2 protein-coding genes are annotated in these 2,355 nt (G+C 62.7%); both read left to right on the top strand.

From position 1 onward, the window contains the following. Window positions 1–490: 490 nt before the first annotated feature. Window positions 491–997: a hypothetical protein gene (locus VFQ05_05110; protein ID HET9326134.1), complete on the top strand. Its 507-nt coding sequence runs from the start codon at window positions 491–493 to the stop codon at window positions 995–997. Between the two features lie 289 nt (window positions 998–1,286). Next, on the top strand, window positions 1,287–2,351 hold the full coding sequence (locus tag VFQ05_05105) for a hypothetical protein (GenBank protein ID HET9326133.1): 1,065 nt from the start codon (window positions 1,287–1,289) through the stop codon (window positions 2,349–2,351). Window positions 2,352–2,355 lie beyond the last annotated feature (4 nt).

The raw sequence follows: 2,355 nt of genomic DNA, 5'->3' as shown, positions 1-2,355 counted from the left end.
ATGTGCTGGCCTGGGTGGACCGCACGGAGGCGTCCCGACCGCTCCGGCGCCCCGACGCCGGGCCGAAGAAGTAACCTCATCGCGACGAGAATCCTGCGCGATTTCACCGGACAGAAGCGGACAGCGGACAGGCTTGACACGGTTCTCCTAGCCAAGAGTCGTAGCCAGTCCCTCCATCCAACCCACTCGGGCTGAAGTGGCCGTGTAGGTGGGAAGCTGCCAAAGACCGAGATGGCGCCTGACGTTGACGCACTGGCCCGCCTCTGCCAAGTCCAACGGACTTCCGCCAACTTGGCAGGGCGTGACCGGTCCGCCCCTCTCCTCACCGTCGCCAACTCGTCCAACAACAAGCTGTTGGCGTTCTTCTCACCAGAATCTGCTTGAGCACGATTCATGCGGTTTGCGAAGTGCGGGACGTACTCAAGGTTGTTCGTTTCGGTTGGGTTTGTGTACGCATAGCTCCTCTAACCTGTAATGGGAGACCGCCATCATGGTGACCCGACACGTGATAGTGACATTGACGCTGTGTGCGCTGCTGATGGGTATCGGGGTGACCACCGCCGGCGCGGTGGGAGGAAGTTTCGGAGCCGGCCTGCACTACCTCCGGAATCTGGGCGACATCAAGGCGGCTGGGTTCGATCAGAACTCGTACTCCCTGGTTGGCGCCTACAAGTACGACGCCGGCCTGCTGAAGGTCGAGGGGACTGTCGATTACATCTTCGACTACGTCGGTACGGGCGAGCCCATGTGGGAGCCGGCAGGATGGGGGCTCGTGGGAAACATGATCTACGGTGGCGCCGGAATCGGCATTGGCTACACCGACGGCGACTGGCAGAAGAATCCGTTCTACGCGCTGCGCGCGGGAGTTGCGCTTCCGCTCGGAGATCTGGGCCTCGACGTCTTCGGGACCTACCGGTTTCAGACTGATGCGGAGCTCAAGGAACTTACCGGTGAGGATCTTGACAGCGTGACTTTCTGCGCGCTCGTTCGCTTCTAGTTTCGGATTCGAACGTGAGCGGAACACGCCCGCTGAGGAGGCGTGGCGGGTAGCCTTGAACTCGACTTCGACGTTGGGCATCATCCGCGTCCATGAAGAAATCGGATGCGGATGAGGGCCCGTCGGTGGCGCCGCAGATCTCCGAATGAATCACCGAGCCTGGCGACTGGCGTGGAATCACCCTCGCCAGGATGCGCACGCTGGTCGGCGAGCCCGTCTCCAAGGCGCTCGTTCGCCAGGCAGTCGCCCTCAGCACCGCGCGCGAATCGAGAACCTCCAAGAAGACCCCTTGAAGCGTTCAGCCCGGGACATGCGTGCGGCCCGAAGGTTTGGCGGGCTGATACTCGTCACGCTGGTGACCCTCGGGCCCCTGGTCGGTTGCGCAACGTTCGGCGGATCGAGGCGCATCGACCTGGGCCCGTTCTCCGAGAACACCCTGGGGATGATCGGTCAGCTGCAGACGTTCAACCGCCCCACCGTGTGGACACACCTCGAGAAATACCAGGCCTTGCCTTCGGTGGTCGCGGCACAGCAATCGGTGGGGCGCGTCCGAGTGCTGATGCGAGGAGTTGCTCTGTATTCCGCACAGGTCGCCGCGCTCCATGATTCCCCGCTATCGGACGATCGGAAAATCTCCGAGCTGGCGCGCTACGTGGAAGAGACGATTCGTCCAGGCCTGACCACTGCCGCTCCGCCCACGCTTAGACTCACTCAAGGGTACCTGGACACGCTCGTCTCTGAGATCCGTCGGCGCAAGACGTTCCTCAAGGCTCTTGGTGCGGCCCAGCCCCTGGTGAATCTGACGGTGACGGCGGGGGACATGCTGTTCGATGACCTCGACGAAACCATTCAGGCTGCGTCCGGGGACCTCAGTGACCACATCGAAGCCGAGTTCGGATCTTTGAAGCTCCGTGTCGCCGAACTCAACGAGATGCACCTCGCGAGCGTCAGGAGCTACGCGCGGCTTCAGCGCTACCGCGGCGGCGACCAGGCCGCGCTGGATTCGCTTCGGCGGGACGATCCGGTGGTCGGGCAAATGGTGCCCTCCCGGCGATCGCCCAATTCCAGAGATCTCGAGGCGGCGGACGCCTACATCATCAATCGCTCCACCAACATCAAGGCACTCAGGGACCAGCTCGAACCGGAATTCGTCGTCTACCGGCAGAATCGAGCCGAAATGGAAATGCTCAGGACACAGGCCGATGAGCGTGCCCGCCTCGGCCGAGCTGCGCTGTTCCTGTGGGCTCGCTCGCATCGCAACCTCGCGGCCGGCATTCAGGTGCCGCCCTTGATCGACGTACTGGGAATCATGAAGAGCACGGTCGGCACGGGAGTCAGAGGCGTCGTCCCCTGAGAAG

It is taken from the genome of Candidatus Eisenbacteria bacterium (assembly GCA_035712145.1).
Taxonomy (GTDB): domain Bacteria; phylum Eisenbacteria; class RBG-16-71-46; order RBG-16-71-46; family RBG-16-71-46; genus DASTBI01.
This window is presented reverse-complemented; position numbering and strand designations above follow the sequence as displayed.